This window comes from Luteolibacter sp. AS25 (assembly GCF_046736275.1).
In the GTDB taxonomy this organism is placed as follows: domain Bacteria; phylum Verrucomicrobiota; class Verrucomicrobiia; order Verrucomicrobiales; family Akkermansiaceae; genus Luteolibacter.
In genome coordinates, this window is record NZ_CP151837.1 from 1,420,092 (window position 1) to 1,437,249 (window position 17,158).

Annotated in this window: 15 protein-coding genes; 8 read left to right on the forward strand and 7 right to left on the reverse strand. The window is 54.8% G+C overall.

What is annotated here, in order from left to right; genetic code table 11:
* Positions 1-6 precede the first annotated feature (6 nt).
* Both AAGA79_RS06575 and AAGA79_RS06580 read left to right on the forward strand, forming a co-directional pair.
* Positions 7-1,194, forward strand: a complete 1,188-nt coding sequence (locus tag AAGA79_RS06575; protein WP_411827978.1) for an AI-2E family transporter — start codon at positions 7-9, stop codon at positions 1,192-1,194.
* Positions 1,195-1,200: 6 nt separating this feature from the next.
* Positions 1,201-2,331: a serine hydrolase domain-containing protein gene (locus AAGA79_RS06580; protein WP_411827979.1), complete on the forward strand. Its 1,131-nt coding sequence runs from the start codon at positions 1,201-1,203 to the stop codon at positions 2,329-2,331.
* Between the two features lie 209 nt (positions 2,332-2,540).
* On the opposite strand, the gene AAGA79_RS06585 is transcribed toward AAGA79_RS06580, so the two are convergent.
* The 3 genes from AAGA79_RS06585 to AAGA79_RS06595 form a co-directional block, all read right to left on the reverse strand.
* Positions 2,541-2,879, reverse strand: coding sequence for a hypothetical protein (locus tag AAGA79_RS06585; protein WP_411827980.1), 339 nt, complete (start codon positions 2,877-2,879; stop codon positions 2,541-2,543).
* A 97-nt stretch (positions 2,880-2,976) separates the two neighbouring features.
* Entirely contained in the window at positions 2,977-3,888 is a 912-nt protein-coding gene (locus AAGA79_RS06590) for a hypothetical protein (protein ID WP_411827981.1), read from the reverse strand.
* 883 nt (positions 3,889-4,771) lie between these two features.
* Complete coding sequence (locus AAGA79_RS06595) at positions 4,772-5,287, reverse strand: HNH endonuclease (protein WP_411827982.1); 516 nt, start codon at positions 5,285-5,287, stop codon at positions 4,772-4,774.
* Positions 5,288-6,056: 769 nt separating this feature from the next.
* Here AAGA79_RS06595 and AAGA79_RS06600 point away from each other — a divergent pair.
* Positions 6,057-6,242 (forward strand): hypothetical protein, encoded by a 186-nt coding sequence (locus tag AAGA79_RS06600; RefSeq protein WP_411827983.1) that lies wholly within the window; start codon positions 6,057-6,059, stop codon positions 6,240-6,242.
* 222 nt (positions 6,243-6,464) lie between these two features.
* Here AAGA79_RS06600 and AAGA79_RS06605 read toward each other — a convergent pair whose 3' ends face one another.
* Both AAGA79_RS06605 and AAGA79_RS06610 read right to left on the reverse strand, forming a co-directional pair.
* Positions 6,465-7,076, reverse strand: a complete 612-nt coding sequence (locus AAGA79_RS06605; protein WP_411827984.1) for a hypothetical protein — start codon at positions 7,074-7,076, stop codon at positions 6,465-6,467.
* A 120-nt stretch (positions 7,077-7,196) separates the two neighbouring features.
* Positions 7,197-10,340: a vWA domain-containing protein gene (locus AAGA79_RS06610; RefSeq protein WP_411827985.1), complete on the reverse strand. Its 3,144-nt coding sequence runs from the start codon at positions 10,338-10,340 to the stop codon at positions 7,197-7,199.
* A gap of 196 nt (positions 10,341-10,536) precedes the next feature.
* Here AAGA79_RS06610 and AAGA79_RS06615 point away from each other — a divergent pair, with 196 nt between their 5' ends.
* Complete coding sequence (locus AAGA79_RS06615) at positions 10,537-11,553, forward strand: helix-turn-helix domain-containing protein (RefSeq protein WP_411827986.1); 1,017 nt, start codon at positions 10,537-10,539, stop codon at positions 11,551-11,553.
* Positions 11,554-11,625: 72 nt separating this feature from the next.
* The gene (locus tag AAGA79_RS06620) at positions 11,626-11,907 is read left to right on the forward strand and encodes a hypothetical protein (protein WP_411827987.1); all 282 of its coding nucleotides are present in this window, start codon (positions 11,626-11,628) and stop codon (positions 11,905-11,907) included.
* Here the strand turns inward: AAGA79_RS06620 and AAGA79_RS06625 are convergent.
* Positions 11,904-12,977: a lactonase family protein gene (locus AAGA79_RS06625; RefSeq protein WP_411827988.1), complete on the reverse strand. Its 1,074-nt coding sequence runs from the start codon at positions 12,975-12,977 to the stop codon at positions 11,904-11,906. The two genes, AAGA79_RS06620 and AAGA79_RS06625, sit on opposite strands and share 4 nt — an antisense overlap.
* A gap of 64 nt (positions 12,978-13,041) precedes the next feature.
* Positions 13,042-14,445 (reverse strand): glucuronate isomerase, encoded by a 1,404-nt coding sequence (gene uxaC / locus AAGA79_RS06630; RefSeq protein WP_411827989.1) that lies wholly within the window; start codon positions 14,443-14,445, stop codon positions 13,042-13,044.
* A 228-nt stretch (positions 14,446-14,673) separates the two neighbouring features.
* Between uxaC and AAGA79_RS06635 the strand changes: the two genes are divergently transcribed.
* The 3 genes from AAGA79_RS06635 (at position 14,674) to AAGA79_RS06645 (ending at position 17,027) form a co-directional block, all read left to right on the forward strand.
* Positions 14,674-15,126, forward strand: a complete 453-nt coding sequence (locus AAGA79_RS06635; RefSeq protein ID WP_411827990.1) for a DUF2383 domain-containing protein — start codon at positions 14,674-14,676, stop codon at positions 15,124-15,126.
* A gap of 104 nt (positions 15,127-15,230) precedes the next feature.
* Positions 15,231-16,082 carry a transglutaminase-like domain-containing protein gene (locus tag AAGA79_RS06640; protein ID WP_411827991.1) on the forward strand — a complete coding sequence of 284 codons (852 nt, stop codon included), beginning with the start codon at positions 15,231-15,233 and terminating at the stop codon, positions 16,080-16,082.
* Between the two features lie 12 nt (positions 16,083-16,094).
* The gene (locus AAGA79_RS06645; protein WP_411827992.1) at positions 16,095-17,027 is read left to right on the forward strand and encodes a transglutaminase family protein; all 933 of its coding nucleotides are present in this window, start codon (positions 16,095-16,097) and stop codon (positions 17,025-17,027) included.
* Positions 17,028-17,158 lie beyond the last annotated feature (131 nt).

Genomic DNA, 17,158 nt, shown 5'->3' on the forward strand with positions numbered 1-17,158 from the left:
AGTAATATGAAAGAAAGCGTGGAAGAGAACAGGCGGGGCATGGAGCGGATCCTGAGACGGGCGGCGGTGGCGCTGCTTGTGGTGCTGGGCGTTTATGTTCTGAAACCCTTCGCCCCGGCGGTGCTGTGGTCCATGATCCTGGGCTTTGTGCTTTTTCCCATCCAGAGACGTTTCACGAAATGGCTGGGCGGGCGGCAGACGGTCGCCGCGTTCTGCGTGACGGTGCTGGCGGTGCTGATCGTGGTGGTGCCGGTGGGCTTGATCGGGTTGAGTCTGGTGGATGATGCGAAGCGGCTGGCGAACAATACCCGGGAAGGGGTGATTAATGCGCCCGAGGAGGCGCCGCAGTGGCTGCGCGATACGCCGGTGATCGGCAGTGACATCGGTGAATACTGGCGCGGCTTTATCAACAACCGCGAGGAGTGGGTGCAGGCGAACGGCAAAGATGAGGAGGGTGCGGAGGAAACTGCGGAACCGGACTCTGCTTCCGGCAACAATACAGAAGCAAAGGAGGATGAATCCACGGCAAAGAGCACGAAGAAGCTGGAGAATCTTGCGGACAAGACCGTGGCACCGCTGCGGAATCTGGTGGTATGGATCGGCAAGGTGACGGGGCGGGGGCTTTCCCAGATCGTCATCAGCCTGTTTCTCGTGTTTTTTATTCTAAAGGATGCGCCGAAGCTTGCAGAGAGGCTTAAAGTGGCTGTGGGGAAAATAGCCGGGGAGCAGGGCGGGAGGCTGCTGGATGTGGCGCAGAAAACGGTAAAGGGGGTGGTTTACGGCTATCTCGGGACATCCGCCGCGCAGGCGGTGGTGGCGGGGATAGGATTTCTCATTGCCGGGGTGCCGGGGGCGGTATTGCTGGCGGCACTTACGTTTTTCCTGGCGGTGGTGCCGGTGGGCCCGCCGGTGATCTGGGGCGGAGCGGCCGCCTGGCTATTTATGCAGGACCGTGTGGGCTGGGGCATTTTCATGCTGATCTGGGGGATGCTGGGGATCAGCAGTATCGATAACGTGCTGCGCCCGTTTTTGCTGAGCCAGGAGAACAAGATGCCCTTCGCACTGATGTTCATCGGCTTGGTGGGCGGGGCGGTGGCCTTTGGCCTCGTGGGGATTTTCCTTGGGCCGGCGATTCTGGCGGTGGCGTTCCGCCTGCTGGATGAGTGGACGGAAAAGGAGGCGAAGGTTAGTTAGATTCTGATGATGGATACGGCAGCGATTGAGAAATACTTTGAGGAGAACTTCACGGAACGTGGGGAACTGGGCGCGGGGGTGAGTATCTGGCGGGACGGCGGGGAGATCCTGAATCTCTCCGGCGGCTACCGGGATCGGGAAAAGACGCTGGAGTGGGGGGCGGATACGCTGGCCCCGGTTTACTCCGCCACCAAGGGACCGGCGGCGGCTACTTTGCTGCATGTGCTTTCCCTGCGGGGGATGGATGGAGACTCTCTGGTGAGCGAGGTTTGGAGCGGTTTTCCGCTGGATGGAGCTACGTTTTCGCAGATGCTTTCCCATCAGTGCGGCCTTGCTGCGCTGGATGAGGTGGCGGATGTGTTCGATCATGCGGCGGTGATTTCCGCGGTGGAGAATACCACGCCGGAGTGGGTGCCGGGGGAGGCGCATGGGTATCACCCGCGCACCATCGGATTTCTGATGGATGAGTGCGTGCGGAGGATGGCCGGGCGCAGCCTGGGAGAGGTGTGGAATGAGGATCTGGCACGGCCGCTGGGGATAGATCTGTGGATAGGCCTGCCGGAAAGCGAGTGGGGCAGGGTGGCGAAGCTGGTGCCGGGCAGGGCCAAGCCCTCCGCACTGGAGCAGGGATTTTATGCGGCGTTCAATTCTCCGGAAAGTGTTACCCGCCGGGCATTTTCATCGCCACGCGGGCTGCATGCCATCGCGGAAATGAATGACCCGAAGGCTTGGAGTGCGGCACTGCCGGCGATGGGCGGTGTGGGCAGTGCCCGCGGATTGGCGAAGTTCTATCAGGCGGCGATCGGCGCGATGGAGAGTCCTTTTTCCACCACGGTGAAGGAAGAGCTGGCGGGGCTGCAAGTCTCCGGGGAGGATCAGGTGCTGCTGCGGGAGACTGCCTTTACCTCCGGCTGCCAGAAAGATCCGGTGGACGCGGATGGGCGGAAGAAACGTGAGCTTTACGGGAAATCGACCCGTGCCTTCGGTCACCCGGGTGCGGGCGGTAGCCATGGTTTCGGAGATCCGGAAAGCGGTCTTTCCTTTGCCTACGTGATGAATCAGATGGAGCTCAGCGTCATGCCGGGGGAAAGGTGCACGGGGCTGGTGGAGAGGATTGGGTGTGCCCTTGAATCTTGATTAAAGGTTCTACTATCTGAAAATTCACCACTCGAAGCGGTTCAGCGGTTGGCGTGCGCGGACTTGTAGGCATTCGGTATTCGTGGGCTACATCACGTGCACGTCGTCCGGAATCAAGATGAGATTTCCGTCGATGGTGCCCGGGGTAAGGTGCCTCTTCTTTTGGAAGCTGATCGAACCAGCTTTAGCGGGTCCTTCGAATCCCAGTCCTATGATTCCGGGATGCTCTCTAGCCATAACTGGTATTGCTGAATCCATTCGGGGGTTGGATTCACCTCCCACCGGGATTCGGAAGGAGTACGTTGGTCAATGGCATAAAAAATAACCCGCTCTCCTTTCGCCTCGATACTCACCTGAGCCACTGCGTGTGGTATCTTCAACCCATTGCCGTAGACGTGCACCCGTGCATCCTCGCCAGATCCAACTCTACTGATCTTCGTGATTGAAGCCAAGGCCTCGCGAAATCCCCATTCTCCTGAGGAGTCAAAGCCAACGACCTCACAGAGTAACTGCCCCAGATGTGATTTGTCAGAATCATGCTGTTTCATGTGAATCGAGTTTCGAAACTAATTCTGCAACTACCGATTCGTCGAATGTCTATAGTCAAACGTTAAAGGAATGGCGTCGTCGGGGTGAAGCTAGAATTTAATCAGACGGCTTCGTCGGCGCCGCCGTCTCCGACGTGTCGGGTTTCTTTTTGGTTTTCTTCGCGCTGTAGATGAACTTCAGCTTCTGCATATTCAGGTAATGATCGCCGTTGTGAACGACAAGATGACAGTTGGCGCAGATGCAGATCAAATCTTTAAGTCGTGTCTTGTGCCCTTCCTCCATATCGGCAACAGGCAATGTATGATGAACTTCGATTATGCCTCTTCCAAGCAGTCCATATTCTGTCTCGAAACAAAAATCACACACTTCGCAGAAGAGTCTCCCGTGATCTTCGAGAAATTGCTCAAGCTTGGCATGACGTAGTGTGCGATCTCGTTCACGAACGATATGTTCTTTGTGTTGCTTAGTTCCTTCGTGACCGTGCAGATCCTTCCATGGGTGCTCCTCATCATTATGCTCCTTGAATGTTGTGCCATCTGGGTTCCTTCTATAATCCCAATAGTCTTCAGGCCACTGGTCTTCGATATTCTTCATTCCCTCTGCACGCGCCTCTATCGCTAGCTTCTTCGCTCCTTCCTCGCCGTGCTTCAATACTCCGAACTTCTTCTGGATTGTCTTGCCCTTGGCTGGTGTCCATGAAGCCATCCAAGACCAGTAAGTGTGACCCTTCCTCTCGCCTTTGATACGCCTCACCCCAACAATACCGCTCGTATTCGTGACCTTCTTCTGTTCCGCGTAAGCTCTTCGCCCCATTGGCGGCAACAAACCTTTTGCTTCTTCGTGCCATTCCTTCGCGGCATTGAGTGCAAGCTCTGGGCTACCGTATGTCGTGTCCGAAAAATCCGCCGTGAATGTAACACCTTCTCGCGTGTACCGTGCGCGCCATCCCAAAGGCACCGACACATAATCAAGTCGTGATATACCCCGAATCTTTGGCCAGTTGTCCATTTTCTTACGTCAAATGTGGAGGTGCGCCGTGATGATGCCCGAATTTAAACAGAGAGCTTCCTCGGCGTCACTCTCCCACGTCTTGTTCGGATTCTTCATTTTATGCTAGCAGGGAGGTAAGTTCATCAAGGGCGTTTGGATAGGCATCAGTGATCCATCTAGGAGAGTCCGAAGCACTCAGTCTATTCCTAGTAGTCTTTGCGTCTCCAGTGGCCAATCGAAAACAGTGTAGCGTTATCCTTGCGTAAATCTCCTCGCCGAAAAGGGCGTCCCAATTCATCGGGTTGGATGGATCAGGAGGGTGAAGCAACCGATAGGGGTCTCTAAGCAGATCTATTGGCGATTCAGATATTACTTCGCGCTCTATCAATACTATAGACCCTTCGGGTTGCCTCTCAGGATCGACCGTCTTCCTAGTATATGTAACCTGAAACGATCCATTCCGACCTGGCTTGGTTATTGGCATCTGCAATTGAGGAACAGATCCCCAAAGGCGCAGGGTTAGACTGAGATCAACGGGGATCATTGTGCCAACTCGGCACCACATGTGGTCGCCGGTGATATCGAACGAATGCACGGGAATTTTGCCGGGGGTGGATACGACGAAATCTCCACGTCTGATATCTGCGTCCACACAAAAGAGTCGAGCGAGAATAAAAACATGGAATGCGTGTTCACGGCAAAACCATCCGCCATCATATCCACCGTCCGCCAAAAGATACGGTCGAGATGTATAAAGATGATTCAACTCGGGCGCGATGACCTTCCGAAAAGTGCTGCTGATATCCATCTTATTTCTTCTTAGAACGTCATAGGAATGGCGCGCCGGTGTAAAGCTCGGATTTAATCAGACTCCCTCCTTGGCGTGGCCATCTCCGACTTGTTAGGCTTCTTCGTCTTCTTCAGCGCCATTGAGCGAATCGACATAAGCCCTTCCCTTTGGAGAAATCATAAAATGTGTTGGAGTCATATCGATGCCGTAGTGAACGCTGGCTTGAATACCATGCGAACCTCTGCTGACGGCAAGAAATCCCGCATCTAAGAGTCTCTGATACATGACCTCCATAAATGCCGGATAACAGGTAGAAATTAGACCGTTATATGCGGCGAAGAGAAAATCCAACTCCATCTTGGAAAACCGATCATGAGCGGTTCTTAAATTCCTCTTATAGGTGTAGAGACTCTTCCTATCGATCTCGCCACGATCGGCACGTCGATGACAATTAGGACATAGAGCAATGAGGTGATCGTAATCGTGTTCTTGGCTCTGCCGCCACGGACGGATATGATGAATATCTACCTCAATATGGCGGCAAGTGGGGATTGCACAACGGTGACCTGCTTCCACGAACACTTGTCTCTTCACCTTTGCGGGTATCGTAGGGCGGGCTTCGCTCATTTTCTTGCAGAACAGTGTTATTAGCCGAACCGACTGCTGATATTGCTAGCCGGTATTTCAATAAAGAAAGTGGGGATACTGGTTGAAATTGTCAATGCGGGTATCGGATGGTGGAGCTATTGTTAATTTAGGTTGAGAGTCTGAGAAATTAGGAAGACAGGTATTACGAAGGAGCTGATGGTAATGGTTCGGTATATCGCCTTTTTAATGTTTCCCTAATGATTTCAAATTCTGCAGTGGGGTGGGGGTATTTGAAGTCCGTTATTATGACTTGTGATACCCTTTCCATGACTAATGAGACTCCGATCATGTTTTTTCGTGGGGGGTATCTGGACTTCAGGGAGGGGTGGTCTATCGGGGGGCTTATGCCGTGGGGGATCTGCAGGTGTGCTTTTACTTGGCGGCTGGTTGGGGCTCACTTCCAGCAGGTGGCTTCGGGTGGGGGCTGGGGGGAGCTGGATTTTTTGTAGGCGAGGAAGAAGATGGAGAGGGGGGTGGTGCCGATGGCTACGGAGAGGTGGGGGATAGATAGTCTGGGGTTTCCAACTACCCGGAAGGCGGTGGCTTGGGTTTAGTGCAAGATGGGAGAGCTTTGCGCGGGGCGAGGGGATTTGGAGGGGGGCTACAAGTCCAATGGGTGAGTGGGATTGTTGAAACTACGGGGTTTTCTGGTCTTATTGCGGGGTGATGAGGCTAGTTTGATACCCTGCAAGGTGAAGTCTACGGGGTACGAGGTGAAGTTGACGGGGTACGAGATGAAGTCGCAGGGTTGCGGGATGAAGTCGCAGGGCTGCGGGATGAGGTTGCAGGGTTGCGGGATGAGGTTGCAGGGTTGCGGGATGAGGTCGCAGGGTTGCGGGATGAGGTTGCAGGGTTGCGGGATGAGGTCGCAGGGTTGCGAGATGAGGTCGCAGGGTTGCGAGATGAAGTCGCAGGGGTACGAGATGAAGTCTAAGGGGTACGAGATGACCTTGTACCCCTTAGAGATGAGCTTGCAGGGTCTCGAAATGGGCTAAATGGGCCTTGGGGAAATGACTTTGCCGGCTGGCAAAGTCGATTAGCGGGGGGAGAGGCCGTGGCCGGGCGGGAGGTGGGAATTTCAGATACGGCCGATCGCTGTCCCTCACGAATGAAGCGGCGGCCTTTGGACCGGGGAAGCATCCGTCCTTATCTGCTTTCAATCATTACCTGCTTCTATGACGACATCGTATTCCAAGCCGTAGAGAAACTCTCCGAAGGAGAGGTTTTTGCCGGGAATCTTTCCGATGACTTTCAGTAGGTAATTTCTTTCGCTAGCCCACACCAGAGTGTATTCGAGTACCGCGCCATCGCGTTCTTCATTTCCCAGCCAGACGCCTTTGGTTTTCGGGTTATAGTCCGTCCATCTGGTCCCTGAAATGATTTCGTCGTAGGTCAAGGCGCCGAACCGGAGATTTTCCGCCTTGTATTGGCTGCGCTGAAGCGGGACGGAAATTTTATTGCCATCACTGGTCATATCGAGCTTACACGTCGTCCGGCTGTCATTGAAGCGAATGGTGGCGGTCGCCTTCGGGTCGTTCTTCAGGGGCGATCCCTGCATCTCTCCGAGGGAGGAGCTGGCTCTACCGGACTTACCGTCGAGCATGACGTCCTTTTGATTCCCGGTCGGGGTGCCAAGAGGGGCGCTGGGATTGATTTTTTTCAGGTGAAGCATCGAGTGCATGGGAATCACGCGATCGAACCTGATGGTCTCTGCTGCGTGGATAGATAGAGTGCCTAAGGCGATAAATATGGAGGTGAGATATTTCATGTTCTGATGGGAAAGAGGCTTCCTTGGATGGGAAAAGTTTTCGTTCGCTTGGCTCCGGGATCGCTGTGAAGACGGATTTGATAAGTTTGCGTGATAGGGTGTCCCGAACAACGGGAGAATTCATTTTACGCGGAGGAGGTCACTGGCGGCGTCGTTACCGCTGGCGCGTAGAACTTCGAAGGTGCCTTTTACAGGAATGGCCTTCTCGAGTTTCTGGCCTCTCACATCCTGGATGAGTGTGCCGGAAAAGCTGCCCTTCAGGGCGAGTCCACCTTTCGGAAGTTTGGTTATAGAATCGAGCTTCAGCTCATAATCCGGGGCCACCTTACCATCGGTTATCCTGCTGCCAGGCGCATGGTAAGTCAGCTCGCGGGCACCTGGTTTAAGGTCCAGGGTCTTGGGATCGAGCGCGAATTTAACCGCGAAACTTGTTCGTTTTTCTCCCATCATTTCCGGTCCGAAATCGTCGATATTGCCGTATGCATCGAGTGATACGTAAAGGCTGCCGGCAAGCAACTGCAGTACGGCGGTGTCAATGACCTTGCCCTCCATGGAGTCGAGAAACTTTTGTGCATCGGGATTGTCGAGTTTCTGGGGGGGAGCTTTGACCGCTGTGGAAGTGGTGACAAATTCTTCAGTTTTGCCATTCATCTCGACCATCACAGTGCCCGTGCCGAAGACTCCACCTTCGAATCTACGTAGCTCTGGCTCCTTGCCTTCCTGTGCGGCAGCTTCCTGTGCGGCGATTTCGAAAGAAACCTTAATGGGGAGATTCCCGTCTGAATCCACGATACGGAGTTCATAGGTTCCCGGTTGTGCTGGCATCGGAATTCCCGGATCGCTGGCAGTTGCGACCTGCTGGGCATCGATTTCGAAGACAGCTTTTCCGTCGGGATCGGATTCCGGGTGCATTGCGAGAGTGCCCTTGAACCCTTGTGGGAGCTCTATGTCGATGGGGATGAAACCATTCTCCTGAAAGGAAATTGTCTTCGAGATATCAAGTTTGATAGCGCCGCTGGAGGATTGATTTTCGAGGGTGAAAACCTGCCCGATTTTGCCAGGTGCCACATCGGCTATGAGGAAAAATTCCCCACCATCGGATTTCGCGGTGAGCTTCCATTTTCCGGGAACGAGGGCCATCATGCGATCCCCACCGGTGGTATTTCCACCACCACCCATGCGGCCGTCGCGTGAGAGCGTGACGCCATCGGCATCGAGAGGATTGATGGACCAAGTAACACGGGCGTCATCGGCAATTCCTTGCAAGGATAGGCGCACGTCGATTTTTGCTTTAGGATCCATTGGAGCAGCAGCTTCTGTAAGGACAGGCTCGCCGCCTTTCGGAGGGATCATCCACTGCGTCGGCTGGCCCACGGCGGGCTTCGGTAGCTTTTCAGCTGAGATGAGGAAGGCGTGCTCGTTAGCTGCCGGATCTACAGCAATGAGGACACGGTTGAGACGATTGTCGCCAACGAGCACGGAGACCTCCCAGAAACCCGGGGATAGATCCCACTGGATTTCCGGCGAAGCGAGCATTCTGGACTCGCCCATCGGCGTCTGGTGTTCGCGGTCGTAGACCCATTTTCCTTCAGGAGATTTTTTAACAGGGCGCACACTCCACATCAGCTCGCGATCGTTCTTCGGCTGTTCCGCATCGCCATCAAGCATCAGGGAAACTGGGATTTTTCCAGCAACGACTTCTCCTTCCATTGCGGCCTCTGGCGCGGCGGCATTAAAATCCTGGGTACTGACGACAGTGAACTCCGCAGTGGTTTTAGGTGAGTTTTTGCTGTCTGCGGTCTTTGCTATGAGCTCCAGTAAATATTTTCCCGGCTCGGCGGGTGCGTCGATCAAGCCTTCGTTTTGCTGGATGTGGGTCGCATACGAGACAGTGGAAATCTGGTTGCCACGGCTGCCGTCCTCCTTCATTTTGAAAAGATTGAGGCGATCACTATTCGCGAAGCCGCTAGTGACTCCCGGTGAGAAGACAGATCCGGCGACGACGCGCTCAGGCACGTCCAGCTTCAGCTCGGGCACTGCGACAACATCGATAAATTTTTCCGCGAGGACTGCTTCCCCTGATGTCCTAACGAAGGCGAGCTTGTAACGGCCCGGTATCTTAGGCATGTGGACTGAGGCGTTGTAGTCACCGGGGACGATCTTTTTCCCTGCGAAAACATAACGATTCTGTCCACTCGCGATAATTTTCGTCAACGGATCATCCTGCGGAAAAATACCGATCTTGAAATGGGATAGGGCATTTCCGGGAGGCGGGGTATTGATGCGGAGCTTGATATAAGCCTGCACACCGGCGGTGAGTGGGGATTCATTCAGGATCTCCGCGTCGATCTGCGCCGCAGTAAAATCGAGATATGCCCGCGCTGGCCCGGAGATGATGACATTTCCTTCTCCACGGCCCTCCGCACCATCGGCAACGATGCTCCAAGTTCCGGGAGGCAGCCGGGTGGCGAGTCTGCTTCCTTTATGGGTGCCGAGATCACGGATAATGCCTGCTTCCCCGGTCGCCGTCCATTTCATGAAGCCGCTGGGTAGCCCAAATCCGATATCCTTCAAATTGACGATCGCTTCGAAGGTTTTTTCCTCCATCGGTTCCTTCTCGGTAACGGCTGCCGGCTCTGCCGCTACGGATTGCTTGAGTGCGTCGAGCAGTTCGTCGCCATTGCTCGGGTTAAACATCTGACCCCCGGTCAGCCCCGCAATGCACGCCAGCGAATCGGCTTCCGCTTTCGTCAGGCCGAAGCCGACAACGTGGGCGCGCACTTTGATGCCTGACTCGATCATTTCCTTAGCGACTGCGCACGGATCTCCATCACAGGTTTCCAGGCCATCTGTGATTAGCAAAATATTCGCGTCCTCGGATGTTTTCGGGATGAGCTCGCCGGCGCGGCGTAGTGACTCCGCGAGCGGGGTCTTCCCTTTCGGCAGGAGTGCGTTGATCTGCTTGGAAACAACGGCAGGATCGATGTTCGCGGGTGGGACGAGTATTTCGATATCGCTGCAATCCCCACGCTTGCGGTGACCGTATGCGATAACCCCCAGTGGTTGCCTGGTATCGTATCCATCGAGAAACTGCTTCATCACTTCCCGTGCGATCTCGATTCGCGTGGAGGTCTCCATCCTATTCCACATGCTCCCGCTGGCATCGAAGACGACGATGTTGGTGGTTTGCACATCGGTTTCTTGCGCGTATGAGTTAGCGGATAGGAAAAGGCTGAGAGCGAGCAATAGGGAAGGAGCTTTCATGCGGTTACACAGTAAGAGGAGTTGATCACGAACCTTTATTAAGTAGGTTGAAAAATCGGGTCAATGTGCCAACCGGCACATGCCACGTTGCCTTCAGATTCTAAACCGTGTATGGACTTACTTGCCAAAAGCCTAACGGGATTGTTATAGAGCAGATCCTCCGGTAGTCTGAGAAACCTTTCCTAGCACTGAACCAATGGAAATAAGCAGATTCAACACGAAGATTGCGGAATTCTATAGCAGGTCTTTGCTCTCCTGCCCATTGGAGGCAATTTCCCAGATGCTCGGAGAGGTGATTCCAGGCGAAATTCATCTTTCTTTCCTCACCCATGGAGATGGAGAGGTCCGGTTTTCTTCAGATCTCGACGAACGCACCAGAGGATTTCTCACGAGCACACTTGGTGCCGCAGCCAGCCATCCCCTCATTTATCAGACCCATGGTGAAATAGCGGCAATATCCGATGCCATTTCCAGCCGCCAATGGAGTAACCGCGCAATGTACAGGCATGCTCGACCATACGTCCGCATGGATGACGCATTAGGCACAGATTTAAAGCTCAAAACAGCTTCCATACTCAGCACGTGCGCGATCCGCGAATCCCGCACATTCCGTAAGGAAGAAAGGGATCTATACCGGCTGATGATTCCGCATTTTCGATCGGTATTGGAAATAAGGGAAATTAACGGGCATCTGGGAACTGACGTATTCCGCATTTTCCCTTTCGATCAGTTGCCGCTCTCACAACTAGCTCTGAGGGAAAATTTCATCCGTTGGATGGGGGAAACGTTTCCCGCTATTCCTGCAAAATCGATGGTAACGCTGGCAACAAACTGCGCGCGATGGTTATTCCAAAGGGGCAGTTCAACCTCGCCTCTGCTCCAGAGACTTGATTTGGAGGAAATCTGGGGCAAATGCTCGCTGATTTTCATTCCTGCCACCTCCTGCCAAAGCGGAGCGGCAGTTATTTACATTCAACCGCGCAAGGGAATGAACGATGGTGTTTCGCTTACTCCCCGTGAAAGGCAAGTTGCAAGCTGGCTTTGTGAGGGGAAAACGAACGCGGAGATAGCGCTGATACTCGGGATCAGCGCCGGGACGATCAAACGGCATTTGGAAAATATCTATGACAAGCTTCATGTGCCCAACCGGACTAGCGCCATACTCAAGCTAGTTCCCCTTTTCTCGAAAGAAGCAAAGCCCAAGGGAGTTTGAAGAGTCTGTAGGAGTCTTCACCAGCGTTAGCTTGAGAAAAAATACCCCGCGCAGACCCTGCTAGGATACGTTGTGTTCGCAAGTATACGCATGGAATACTTCGTGATGCGCCGTATTGAATATTACTGGCGGCATATCATCGGTGTAGCCGGAGAAACCGACCCCACTGAAATGATGTTGGAGGTGCCGGGCGGTGCCGGGAAGCTCCGTGCCGGCGAGATTCCTCAGTCTGTTTGGGGTAGGAGGATTGGCGATGAGGTGGACGAGTGTGGTGAGGAGGACCAGGAGGTGAGAAGGAGGGCGCAGAGGATGAGTGGTTTCACTTCTTTAGTGAATGGGTTGATGGCTGATTAGCGGAAGATGAGGCAGATGGGTGAGGGGGCGGTGACGGTATTTCCGGGTGGGGAGAGGAGGCCGGTGGCGGGATCGAGGGGGAGGACGGAGATGGAGCCTGACTTCTGGTGGGCGCAGAGGAGCCATTTCCCTGAGGGGTGGATGGTGAAGTGGCGGGGGATGCTGCCGCCGCAGGGAGCGTGCTGGAGGTAGGTTAGTTTCCCGGTTTCCGGATCCCGGCGGTAGACGGCGATGGTATCGTGTCCGCGGTTGGAGCAGTAGAGGAAGTGGCCGTTGGGGTGGACTCCGATCTCTGCGGTGGTGCTTTCCCCGTGGAAGTCTGCGGGGAGGGTGGAGATGGTCTGGATTTCTGAGAGGGCGCCGGTTTCGGGATGAAATGTGGTGGCGGAGATGGTGCTGGTGAGCTCGTTGTTTATGTAGATGTGTTTTTGATCCGGCGAGAAGGTGAGGTGGCGTGGGCCGGAGCCGGGTGGGGAGGAGAAGTGGGCGGGTTCGTTCGGGGTGATGGTGGAGGTTTCCGGATGGAAGCGGTAGATGAGGACTTTATCGGTGCCGAGGTCGGGAGCGAGGAGGTAGCGGTTGGCCTCATCAAAGTAGACGCCGTGGACGTGGGAGGATTTCTGGCGCTGCGGGTGGATGCTGGAGCCGGGGATTTCTATGACGCTGGCGTGGGCGAGGGGTTTCCCGGCGGGATCCAAGCGGACGGTGGTGAGGATGCGGTTGCCGTAGTTGGCGAGGGCGATGGTGCGGGAGGTTGCGTCGAGCGCGAGGTGGCAGGGGTTGTTGCCCTTGCTTCCGATTTTCCCGAGGAGGTGGAGGGTGTCTTCCGCTGTGATGGAGTAGGCGGCGAGGGAGTTTCCGGCGGAGGCGGCGTAGAGGATGGATTTTTCCGGGTGGAGGGTGAGGAAGCCGGGGCGGGGGAATTCCGCGGCGAGACGGGGGGTGGTGAGGGTGCCGGTTTCCGAATCGAATTCGGCGAGGTAGATGCCTTCCGCGTTGGTTCCGATGTAGAGGGGCTGGGCTGCGAGGAGGTGGGTGCCGAGTAGGAGGAGGGCTGTGGGGATTTTCACTGGGCTTGCGGAAGGTTTGGGTTTTGCGCGGGGTGTGGGCTGGGCGGCGGGTGGCCGGGGGTTCCTATACGTTGAAGCCGAAGTGGCGGTTGGCGTTGTGGAAGGAGATGTCTGCGATGAGTGTGGAGAGGGTGGCGAAGTCATCCGGGAGTTCTCCTTTTTCCGCTTCGGTGCCGATGACGTTGCAGAGGATGCGGCGGAAGTATTCGTGGCGGGGGAAGGAGAGGAATGAGCGGGAATCCGTGAGCATGCCGACGAAGCGGGAGAGGAGACCGGTGGAGGAGAGGGCGTTGATTTGCATTTCCATACCTTCCTTCTGATCGAGGAACCACCAGCCGGAGCCGAACTGGATTTTCCCGGGGACGGTGCCGTCCTGGAAGGCGCCGGTGATGGCGGCGAAGAGGTAGTTATCGCGCGGATTCATGTTGTAGAGGATGGTTTTGGGGAGGGCGTCGCGGGAGGCGAGTGCATCGAGGAAGATGCGGAGGGACTCGCCCTGCATGGTGTCTCCGATGGTGTCGAAGCCGGCATCCGGGCCGAGCTTGGCGGCCATGCGGGAGTTGCAGTTCCGCATGGGGGCGAGGTGGAGCTGTTTCGTCCAGCCTTTGGCGGCATCGAGCTGGCCGGTGAAGACGAGGAGGTAGAAGGAGAAGCGTTCCTGATCCTCAAGGGAGACGGCGGCGCCGGAGCGGGCTTTGGCGAAGATGGCGGCGGCTTGGGCATCGGCGCAGGGTAGTGCCGGGCAGCGATCAAGCCCGTGATCCGAGAGGCGGGCGCCGAGTGCGTGGAAGTCGTCGTGGCGTTTTTCAAGAGCGGAGAGGAGATCCGGGAGGGTGGCGATAGAGGTGGCGGAGGTGGCTTCGAGTTTATCGATCCATGGGTTCAGTAGCTCCGGGTTGCTGACCTGGAAGGCTTTGTCCGGGCGGAAGGTGGGGACGACTTTTGTTTTGATGCCGGCCTGGATGATTTTTTCATGATGATCGAGTGCATCTGCGGGATCGTCCGTGGTGCCTATGACGCGGACGTCGAATTGATCGAGAAGGCCGCGGGCGGAGAAGTCCGGGGCGGAGAGCTTTGCGTTGGTCTTTTCCCAGATTTCATCTGCCGTTTCCGGGGAGAGTAGGGTGTGGATGCCGAAGTAGCGCTGGAGCTCCATGTGGACCCAGTGGTGCATGGGGTTCCGGAGGGTGTAGGGGACGGTTTCCGCGAAGGCCTGAAATTTATCGCGCGGGCTGGCGCTGCCGGTGATGCGGTTTTCGGAGATGCCGTTAGCACGCATGAGCCGCCATTTGTAATGGTCCCCGCCGAGCCACATATCGGCGATGTTTTCCCAGCGGTGATCGGTGGCTACTTCCTCGGGAGAGAGGTGGCAGTGGTAGTCGATGATTGGCTGGTGAGAGGCGACCTCGTGGAAGAGGCGGCGTGAGGTCTCCGAGTAGAGTAGAAAGTTCTCGTCTAGATAGGCCATTGGTTGGAGCTACTTAACGGGACGGAGGAAGATAGGAAAAGGAGGAAGCTTGGTAAAACAGGCGATGGCCGGGGGCTTGCAATCCGCAGGGTTTGTCATGCGAAGCGCGATAGAGGTGATATTAGGATTTTCACTGAACCCTTATTTTATGGGAATCCCGGGTTGGTATCTGTTGTGCAAAGTATTCGATATCTGTGTTTCACAGAAAAATTAACCAAACAAATCATTATGAGCGCATCACTTATCAACGACGACTGTATCAAGACCTGTAACAAGCTGCTCCGCGGAGAGCTTTCCGCAGTGGAAACCTATGAAAGGGCTATTGAGAAGCATCCGGAATCACCGGCTACTTCCGAGCTTCGCCGCATCCAGAACGAGCACCGTGAGTCCGTAAGCATCCTTACGAAAAATGTGGTGGAAATGGGCGGTGAGCCTGAGACCGATTCCGGCGCCTGGGGCACATTTGCAAATGCCATCCAATGTGCGGCAAACCTCTTCGGTAAGGAATCTGCCATCGAATCACTTCAAAACGGCGAGGAGCACGGACAGAAGGACTATCAGGAAGCGCTGGAAAGCGACGACGTGATGGACCACTGCAAGACCCTCATCCAAACCGCACTGCTTCCGAAGGTGGAAAGCCATATTAAAACTCTGGAGCGCCTCGAAGACCAAGTTGCCTAACAGTTCAATATCTTATTGCTATAACGCAGCCCCGACGGATGATTCCCGAGGGGCTTTTTACGCAAAAAGAAAGTCCTTTAATACCTATCCCCAAACCAAATCAAATGAATTTCAAAGTCAGCTGTGAGCTTGAGTATCAACTCAACAATCCCGCTACGTTTTTGTTCGCGCTGAGATGTATTCAGACAGGCGGGCAAACGATACAGAACGAGCGCCTGGAGGTAAATCCTTACGTGGATGTGGAAGATTTCCATATCATGAGCGGAATGAACCGCTTCTCCCGAATCCGGACCATGAACTCGGGAAATCTTTCGATCACCTATCAGGCTGAGGTGGATACGACCTTCCGAATTGTGAATCTCAGTGATATTCCCGCTGATCATGCATCCGAGATGAATCCGGAGGGCATTCCATTTCTTTTCCCGAGCCGCTACTGCCAATCCGACGTTCTCCGCCAGCAGGCGAACGATCTTTTCGGCCATCTTCAGGGTTCCTATGATATTGCTTCCGGGATCAGTGATTGGATTTATGAAAATATTTCCTACGTGAGCGGAAGTTCAGGGGAAACTTCCTCTGCTGTAGACACGCTGGAGCAAAAAGAAGGCGTCTGCCGTGATTTCGCGCATCTGGGCATCGCGATGTGCCGCGCGCTAAACGTGCCCGCGCGCTACGCAACAGTGTATGCGTATCAGCTGGATCCACCGGATTTCCATGCCTGCTTCGAGGTATTCATCGGTGGATGGTGGTATTTCTTTGATCCAACAAGATTGGCTCCACTTAACGGACTGGTAAGAATCGCAACCGGACGGGATGCGGCTGATGCAGCCGTGTGCACGATTTTCGGTGATCCGATGCTGCAGAAAAGCGTCATTTCCTGCGAACTGAACGATTCCGGATTTGTGCCGATCACCCGTGACAGTCTGGTAACGGCTGGCCAGGCGATTGCTCTTCTGTGAGGATAGGGGCATATGAAGATTTTCACTGCACCACCGGAGACCTGGGAGCAAATTGAGCTAACCCATGAAACTGTATACACGTATACGGCACCGGTGAAGTTCTCTCCGCACCGTCTAGTTCTCAGGCCCCGCGAGGGTCACGATATTCGACTGAATACGATGAACCTCAGGACTTATCCTGAATCAAAGATCAGTTGGTATCGTGATATGCTGGATAACTCGATTGCGGTGGCAGAAATCTCCGAAGAGTCCAGCGAGTTGAAAATTGTTTCCGAGTTTACCGTCAGCGTCCCACCGAAAGCGGAGGACGGGGATGCACCGATCTATGTCCCGCATCCTTCGCTGGTGGCGGGCATTGAGCAGATGGTGGCAGTGCCATATTTTCAGTTCATTTATCCGCCGGAGGTGGAGCATCTTCGGAACTGGTTCAGCGGAACGGGCTTGGCACCGAAGCCGGGGCAGAAGGCAGCTATTTTCGATGATATGGCGATACTTATCCACCGGGTGATCAAATATAGGCGGAGAGAGGAGTCGGGTGTGCAATCCCCAGCCGAGACCCTGAGATTGGCCAGTGGATCGTGCCGCGATATGGCAGTGCTGATGATGGAGACAAGCCGTGCACTGGGATACCCTGCACGTTTCGTGAGCGGTTACATGGAGAGCGGAAATTCACAGGTAGGTCGTGGATCGACACATGCCTGGGCGGAAATTTATCTCCCGGCTTACGGCTGGACAGGATATGACCCATCGGTGGGCAGGCGTGTTGGTCCCGGACACATAGCTGTGGGAGTAAGTCATCATCCTCGCGGAGTTATGCCTGTGGCTGGTGGATTTACAGGTATCACCGGTGTTGGAACTACTCTGAAAGTTGGAATTAGCACCAAAAGACTACCTCCTTTACAAAGCCCCCCTGGTGAAGGGCAAGTGCAGGGGCAGTCCCAGTAAGTGTTCCAGCGAAGACTGTTAGGTGGCTTTTTACAACATCACGCGATCCCGTATGATTGTTCACGTAATCACGTAGAATTGATTATAACGATGGTTTGAAGATTGACCTTGGTTAACTAAGTAGGCATATA